This is a genomic window from Streptomyces lichenis (assembly GCF_023218175.1).
In the GTDB taxonomy this organism is placed as follows: Bacteria; Actinomycetota; Actinomycetes; order Streptomycetales; family Streptomycetaceae; genus Streptomyces; species Streptomyces lichenis.
The window spans coordinates 25,097-32,631 of record NZ_JALPTH010000045.1; the positions used below are offsets into that span (position 1 = coordinate 25,097).

Annotated in this window: 6 protein-coding genes; 2 read left to right on the forward strand and 4 right to left on the reverse strand. The window is 73.4% G+C overall.

Annotated features, from left to right (window positions below):
- Positions 1-71 precede the first annotated feature (71 nt).
- A complete protein-coding gene (locus M1O15_RS30110) occupies positions 72-1,889 on the forward strand; it encodes a bifunctional metallophosphatase/5'-nucleotidase (RefSeq protein WP_248637403.1) in 1,818 nt (605 codons plus the stop codon).
- 132 nt (positions 1,890-2,021) lie between these two features.
- On the forward strand, positions 2,022-2,957 hold the full coding sequence (locus tag M1O15_RS30115) for a phosphatidylinositol-specific phospholipase C (RefSeq protein WP_248637404.1): 936 nt from the start codon (positions 2,022-2,024) through the stop codon (positions 2,955-2,957).
- Positions 2,958-2,967: 10 nt separating this feature from the next.
- On the opposite strand, the gene M1O15_RS30120 is transcribed toward M1O15_RS30115, so the two are convergent.
- The 4 genes from M1O15_RS30120 to M1O15_RS30135 form a co-directional block, all read right to left on the reverse strand.
- Entirely contained in the window at positions 2,968-4,386 is a 1,419-nt protein-coding gene (locus M1O15_RS30120; protein ID WP_248637405.1) for a sensor histidine kinase, read from the reverse strand.
- 112 nt (positions 4,387-4,498) lie between these two features.
- On the reverse strand, positions 4,499-5,215 hold the full coding sequence (locus M1O15_RS30125; protein ID WP_248637406.1) for a response regulator transcription factor: 717 nt from the start codon (positions 5,213-5,215) through the stop codon (positions 4,499-4,501).
- Positions 5,216-5,300: 85 nt separating this feature from the next.
- The gene (locus tag M1O15_RS30130) at positions 5,301-6,359 is read right to left on the reverse strand and encodes a S1C family serine protease (RefSeq protein ID WP_248637407.1); all 1,059 of its coding nucleotides are present in this window, start codon (positions 6,357-6,359) and stop codon (positions 5,301-5,303) included.
- Positions 6,360-6,471: 112 nt separating this feature from the next.
- Positions 6,472-7,500, reverse strand: coding sequence for a LacI family DNA-binding transcriptional regulator (locus M1O15_RS30135; protein WP_248637408.1), 1,029 nt, complete (start codon positions 7,498-7,500; stop codon positions 6,472-6,474).
- Positions 7,501-7,535 lie beyond the last annotated feature (35 nt).

Consider the following 7,535-nt stretch of genomic DNA (forward strand, 5'->3'; position numbering starts at 1 on the left):
GCGGGGACCGCCTGTCGGCGGCCGACCGCCGCACCGGGCGGGGGCCGTCCGCTGGACCACCGAGGGGACAGATGTCAGCGACACCGAAGAAGAACCGCGCGGCGCGGCGACTGCTGGCCGGCGCCGCCGGCCTGGCCACCGCGGGCGCCCTGGTCGCCGCCATGCCGGCCGGCGCGCAGAGCGGCCACGGCGGCGGCAAGGGGCACGGCCACGGCCACGGCCGCACCGTCGACGTCCAGCTGCTCTCCTTCAACGACCTGCACGGCAACCTGGAGGCGCCGGCCGGCTCCTCCGGCCAGGTCACCCGCACCCGCCCGGACGGCACCACCGAGAAGGTGGACGCGGGCGGCGTCGAGTACCTCGCCGGCCACCTCCGCACCGCCCGCAAGGGCAACCCGTACTCGGTGACCGCGGCCGCGGGCGACCTCATCGGCGCCTCCCCGCTGATGTCGGGGCTTTTCCACGACGAGCCGACCGTCGAGGCGCTCAACAAGCTGAAGCTCGACGTCACCTCGGTGGGCAACCACGAGTTCGACGAGGGCGCCAAGGAGCTGGCCCGCATTCAGAACGGCGGCTGCCACCCCACCGGCGGCTGCTACGAGAAGGGCAAGCGCTTCAAGGGCGCCGACTTCCCGTACCTCGCCGCCAACGTGACCAGCGAGAAGACCGGCAAGCCCATCCTGGACCCGTACTTCGTCTGGAAGCACAACGGCGTCAGGATCGGCTTCATCGGGGTGACCCTGGAGGGCACCCCGAACATCGTCACCGCCGAGGGCGTCAAGGGCCTGAAGTTCGGCGACGAGGTCGAGACCATCAACAAGTACGCCAAGGTGCTGGAGCGCAAGGGCGTCAAGTCGATCGTGGCCCTGGTGCACGAGGGCGGCGCGCCGGCCTCGCAGTCGGTGGACTACGACTGCGACAGCCCCGGCGCGGGCGACGGGATCTCCGGCCCGATCACCGACATCGCCAAGAGGGTCTCGCCGCAGGTGGACGCGCTGGTCACCGGCCACACCCACCAGGCGTACGTGTGCACCATCCCGGACCCGTCCGGCAAGCCGCGCATGGTCACCTCGGCGTCCTCGTACGGCAAGCTGTACACCGACACCACGCTGACCTACGACCGCCGCACCAGGGACATCGTCCGCACCGCGGTGAAGTCGGCCAACCGGATCGTCACCCGGGACGTGCCCAAGGCCCCCGACATGACCTCCCTCATCCAGCGGTGGAACGCGCTCGCCGCGCCGATCGCGGGCAAGCCGCAGGGCTGGATCTCCGCCGACATCAACGGGCGGGGCTCCACCGCGTACGAGAAGCCGCTCGGCAACCTGATCGCGGACGCCCAGCTCGCGGGCCTCGCCCCGGCCGACAAGGGCGGCGCCCAGCTCGCCCTGATGAACCCGGGCGGCATCCGCTCCGACCTCGTCTACAAGGCGTCCGCGGGTGAGGGCGACGGCGTCGTCACCTACGGCGAGGCGTTCACCGTGCAGCCGTTCACCAACATGATGAACGTGGTCGACCTGACCGGTGCCCAGCTGCTCGCCGCGCTCCAGCAGCAGGTCAGCGGCTCCAACGAGGCCTCCCCGAAGATCCTCCAGGTCTCCAGGGGCCTCACCTACACCCTGGACACCACCAAGACCGGCGCCGCCCGGATCGTGGCCGACTCGGTCAAGCTGAACGGCCAGGCCCTCGACCCGGCCAGGACCTACCGCGTCGCCATGAACGAGTTCCTGGCCGGCGGCGGCGACGGCTTCCCCGCCCTCGCCCAGGGCAGGAACAAGCTGGTCGGCGCCTCCGACCTGGACGTCTTCAACGCCTACCTGGCCGCCAACTCCACGGCCACCGCCCCCCTCGCGCCCCCCGCGACCGACCGCATCACGGTCGTCCAGTGACCCGCACCGCCTGACCCCGCCCCACACCGCCCAGGGCGGCGCATCCCCGGATGCGCCGCCCTTCGGCATCCCGCTGCTCGTTGCCGCTCTCGCCCCCTGTCGGTCCTGTCGTGCTCACGCCATAATCCGCGCATGACTCCCCGCCTGGACACGCCCGCTGCCTCCACCCCCACCCCCGCTCCCGTGCCGTCGCTGCCGCGAGGGGTGAGCCGGCGGGGTTTCCTGGCGGGCGCGGGCGCGTTCTCCGCCGCCGTCCTGCTCGGCACCGCCCCGGCCGCGGCGCGGACCAGGGCGGGCACCGCCGACTGGATGGGCGCCCTGCCCGGCGCCACACCGCTGCACCGGCTGACCATCCCCGGCACCCACAACTCCGCCGCCCCGGCCGGCGGGCTCTGGGTGGCCTGCCAGAACACCGGCGTCGGGCAGCAACTGGCCGCCGGGATCCGGTTCCTGGACATCCGGTGCCGGGTCACCGGCGACTCCTTCGCCATCCACCACGGGGCGTCCTACCAGAACCAGATGTTCGGCGACGTGCTGATCGCCTGCCGCGACTTCCTCGCCGCCCACCCGGGCGAGACCGTGCTGATGCGGGTCAAGCAGGAGTACTCGGGGGAGAGCGACGCGGTCTTCCGCCAGGTCTTCGACCGCTACCTCGACGCCAAGGGCTGGCGGCCGCTCTTCCGCATCGGCGACGGGCTGCCGCTGCTCGGGGAGGCGCGCGGGCGGGTGGTGCTGCTCGCCGACAACGGCGGCCTGCCCGGGGTCCGCTACGGCGACGGGGCGCTGTTCGACATCCAGGACGACTACATGGCGGAGCCGTTCGCCAAGTACCCCGAGATCGAGGCGCACTTCCTCAAGGCGGCGTCCCAGCCCGGCAAGCTGTACGTCAACTACGTCTCCACCGCCGCCCTGCTCCCACCGCGCTGGAACGCCGACCGGCTCAACCCGCGCGTCCACTCCTTCCTCGACGGCTCCGGGGGGCGGGACCTCCGGGGCCTCGGCATCGTCCCGATGGACTTCCCCAACACCCGGGCGGGACTGGTGGAGTCCTTGATCCGGCACAACTGACAGGCGGGGGTCAGCGGCTCGGGTGGTGGCGGGGCGGGGGTGCGGGGGCGCCGGGCAGGTGGATGAGGGCGCGGGTGCCGCCGCCGTCGGCGGGGGCCAGCTCGACGGTGCCGCCGGAGCGCTGGACGGTGCGGGCCACGATGGAGAGGCCGAGGCCCGAGCCGGGGAGGCTGCGGGCGGAGGGGGAGCGCCAGAACCGCTCGAAGACATGGGGCAGCTCCTCGGGCGGGATGCCCGGGCCGTGGTCCCGTACCGTCAGCTCGCCGCGGGTGAGGGCGACCTCCACGGTGCCGTGGGGCGGGGAGAACTTGACCGCGTTGTCCAGGACGTTCACCAGGGCGCGTTCGAGAGCGGCCGGCTCGGCCCGTACGTACCAGGGCTCGGGGTCGGACGCGGTGAGGGTGAGGTCGGGGCCGGCGCGGAGGCGGACGCGGTCCAGGGCGGTGGCGAGGATCTCGTGCAGCGGGACCACCTCCAGGCGGCCCTGGCCGACCGCGTCGGGGCGGGACAGCTCCTGGAGGTCGCCGATGAGGGAGGCCAGCTCGGTCATCTGGGCCGTGACGGAGGTCAGAAGGTCGCGGCGGTCGGCGGGCGGCAGGGGGCGGCCGGTGTCCTCGCTGCGGGCCAGCAGCTCGATGTTGGTGCGCAGCGAGGTGAGGGGGGTGCGCAGCTCGTGCCCGGCGTCGGCGATCAGCTGCGACTGCCGGTCCCGGGAGGAGGCCAGCGCGGTGGTCATCGCGTTGAAGGAGCGGGACAGCCGGGCGATCTCGTCCTCGCCCTCGACCGGGATGCGGACGGTCAGGTCCTCGGTGCGCGCCACATGCTCGACGGCTCCGGTCAGCCGGTCCACCGGCTTCAGGCCGGTGCGCGCCACCCACAGCCCGGCGGCGCCCGCGCCGAGCACCCCGAGTCCGGCGAGCGCGGTCAGCACCAGGGCGAGCCGGTTCAGGGCGCCGTCGATCTCGCCGAGCGGGCGTGACATGGACACCGTGTAGCCGGTGTTCGCGTCGCGCTCGGTGAAGATCCGCACCGTCTGCCCCGAGTCGGTCCGCCCGTCGTGCAGGGCGCTCGCCGCACCGCCCTGCGCCACCTCCACATCGGCTCGCTGGACGGCGACCGCGGCCGAGCCGGCGCCCACACAGCGGCCGCCGTCCGGCACGACCAGCTGCCAGTTGACATAGCTCGGACCGGCGTCCGCCGGCGCGGGCTGGGCGGTGCGCCGGCAGTTCAGCGCCGCCTCCCGCTGCCCGCCGAGGGGTACGGACAGGTTCTCCAGGGCGCTGTCCATCTCGTCCCGCAGCTGCGCCCGGGTCAGCAGCCAGCAGGCCACCGAGACGGCCGCCACCGCGACCGCCACCGCGACGGTGGTGAGCAGCGCCAGCCGGGAGCGGAGGGGAAGGGAGCGGAAGCGCGCCAGGGGACCGGTCACCTCGGTGCCTCCTCGGCACCCGCCACCGGCGCCCCCGGCGGGGAGGTGCCCGCCCCCGGCGCCCCCGCCGGTGCCGGTCGCGCCACCGGCGTCCCCGGCGGGACGTGCGGGCTCACTCCGGGCCTCCGCGCAGGACGTAGCCGACGCCGCGCACGGTGTGCACGAGCCGGGGTTCGCCGCCCGCCTCGGTCTTGCGGCGCAGGTACATCACGTAGACGTCCAGGGAGTTGGAGCTCGGCTCGAAGTCGAAGCCCCACACGGCCTTGAGGATCTGCTCCCGGGTGAGGACCTGGCGGGGATGGGCGAGGAACATCTCCAGCAGGGTGAACTCGGTGCGGGTCAGCTCCACGGGCCGCCCGCCGCGGGTCACCTCGCGGGTGGCCGGGTCCATCCGCAGGTCGGCGAAGGCCAGCACCCCGCCGTCCACCTCGGGGGCGCCGGCGCCCACCGCGTAGGAGCTGCGCCGCAGCAGGGCCCGGATGCGGGCGAACAGCTCGTCCAGCTCGAACGGCTTGACCAGGTAGTCGTCGGCGCCGGCGTCCAGTCCGGTGACCCGGTCGCCGACGGTGTCCCGGGCGGTCAGCATCAGGATCGGCACCGTCGACCCGGCGGCGCGCACCCGGCGGGCCGCGGTCAGCCCGTCCACGCCGGGCATCTGGATGTCCAGGACGACGAGGTCGGGCCGGTACGCGGCGATCTTGGCCAGTGCGTCGCCGCCGTCGACGGCGACCTCGGTCCCGTACCCCTCGAAGGCAAGGCTGCGCTGGAGGGCCTCGCGGACGGCGGGCTCGTCGTCGACGATCAGGATGCGCTCCCCGGTGGTGTTCATGGAATCAGCCTTGCACGCCGGTCCGGCAGGGGACGTCCGCCTGTGGACAACGGCCGTGCGCCCGCGCCGGCCGTGTGCTCGCCGGCTATGCGCCGGCTCCGTCGCGGAGCTGGTCCAGGTCGGCCTTGAGGGTGTCGACCGGGATGGCGAAGCCGAGCCCCACGCTGCCGGAGCTGCCGCTCGCACCGGAGCCGCTGGAGCCGCTCGGCGCGTACATGGCCGAGTTGATGCCGATGATCCGGCCGTCCATGTCGATCAGCGCCCCGCCGGAGTTGCCCGGGTTGAGGGAGGCGTCGGTCTGGATGGCCTTGTACGTCGTGGTCGACGAACCGGTGTCGCCGTTGAACTGCTGTCCGCCGAACTCGAACGGCCAGCCCTGCCGGGGGTCCACCCCGCCCTGACCGCCCTGACCGCCCTGACCGCCCTGACCGCTCTGACCGTCCTGGCCTTCGTCCTTGGCCACCGTCACGTCCCGGTCGAGCGCCGAGACGATGCCGCTGGTCACCGTGCCGGTCAGTCCCTCGGGGGAGCCGATCGCCACCACCTCGTCACCGACCTTGACCTGGTCGGAGTCGCCCAGGGTGGCCGCCTTCAGCCCGGAGGCGTTCCGCAGCTTGATCAGCGCCAGGTCCTTGTCGGGATCGGTGCCGACCACCTCGGCGGTGTGGCTCTTGCCGTCGTTCAGTTGGACCTTGATCTCGGAGGCGCCGGAGATGACGTGGTTGTTGGTGACGATCTCGCCGTCCGAGGTGATGATCACCCCGGAGCCGGTGGACTGGCCGGAACCGGAGGCCGCGCTGATCTCCACGATGCTCGGCGAGACCGCCTGGGCCACCCCGGCGACGGTGCCCTTGCTGGACTGGGAGACATTGGTGCCGGTCGCGGCGGAGCCGCCGCCCGCGGCCTGATCCGCCGGGCTCAGCTGCTGCACCAGGGTCGCCGCGCCCCCGCCGATCGCGGCGGCGGCGATGGCCACGGCGGCGAGCAGCGCCACGGGGCGCTTGGCCCGCCGGTGCTCGGCGGGAGCCGGTGCGCCCGATCCCAAGGCCGGGTCGGCCGTCGGGGCGTACTCCGGGCGGGGCGGGTAGTACGGGTACTGCGCGCTGCTGCCTTGGTCGCCGCTGCTGCGGTAGTGGTCCGTCATGGCTATGACTGTCGGCCCCGTGGATGAGAGCCGTCTGAGACCACCTTGAAAGTCCGGGCAGATTCCCGTATGCCCCATATAAGGGGAGCCCGCGGCAGGGCGGGTGCGGCGGTCAGTCGCCGGTGCAGCCGCAGGATCTGCGGACCACCAGGGCGGACGGGAACTGCCGCACCCGCTCGCGCCGGGAGCCGGCCACCCGCAGGCCGTCGTCCAGCACCAGGTCCACCGCGGCCCGGGCCATCGCCGGGCGGTCGGAGGAGACGGTGGTGAGCGGCGGGTCGGTGAGCCCGGCCTCCTTGACGTCGTCGAACCCGGCCACCGCCAGGTCCCCGGGCACGTCGAGCCGCAGCTCGCGGGCGGCCCGCAGCACGCCGATGGCCTGGTCGTCGGTGGAGCAGAAGATCGCCGGCGGCCGGTCGGGGCCGGCCAGGATCTTCAGGGCGACCTGGTAGGCGTCATAGCGGTTGAACGGGGCCCGGAAGAACCGCCCCTCCACCGAGTGGCCCGCCTCGATCATGGCCCGGCGCCAGCCCTCGGCGTGGTCGGTCACCGGGTCGCCGATCTTCGGCGTCTCCTCCACGCCGCCGAGGCAGGCGACATACGGGTAGCCGTGCTCCAGCAGATGCCGTACGGCGAGCTGGGCGCCGCCGATGTCGTCGGTGACCACGGCCACGTCGTCGATCGCCTCGGGACGCTCGTGGAGCAGCACCACCCGGGCGTCCCAGGCCTCGATCTCCTGCGCGGCGCGCTGGCTGGGGCCCTGGCTGACCAGGATCAGCCCGGCCACCCGCATCCCGAGGAAGGCCCGCAGATAGTGGACCTCGCGCTCGTCGCGGTAGTCGGAGTTGCCGACCAGCACCATCTTGCCGCGGTCGGCGGCGGCCCGTTCGACCGCGTGCGCCATCTCCGCGAAGAACGGCTGCCGCGCGTCGGGCACGATCATGCCTATGAGGTCGGTCCGCCGCGAGGCCATGGCCTGCGCGACCCGGTCGGGCCGGTACCCCAGCTGCTTGATCGCGGCGAGTACGCGCTCGCGCGTGGCCGGGGCGACCGGCCGGGGTCCATTGTTGATGACATAGCTGACGACCGCGGTGGAAGTACCCGCCAGTCGCGCCACATCGTCCCGCGTCACCTTGGCCACGCGCGGCAGTCTACGCGGAGAGAACGCGGGGGGAA

What these genes read in the sequence shown, in the direction of transcription:
- M1O15_RS30110 (WP_248637403.1), top strand. Translation starts at nt 72, where the DNA reads ATGTCAGCGACACCGAAGAAGAACCGCGCGGCGCGGCGACTGCTGGCC.
- M1O15_RS30115 (WP_248637404.1), top strand. Translation starts at nt 2,022, where the DNA reads ATGACTCCCCGCCTGGACACGCCCGCTGCCTCCACCCCCACCCCCGCT.
- M1O15_RS30125 (WP_248637406.1), bottom strand. Translation starts at nt 5,215, where the DNA reads ATGAACACCACCGGGGAGCGCATCCTGATCGTCGACGACGAGCCCGCC.
- M1O15_RS30130 (WP_248637407.1), bottom strand. Translation starts at nt 6,359, where the DNA reads ATGACGGACCACTACCGCAGCAGCGGCGACCAAGGCAGCAGCGCGCAG.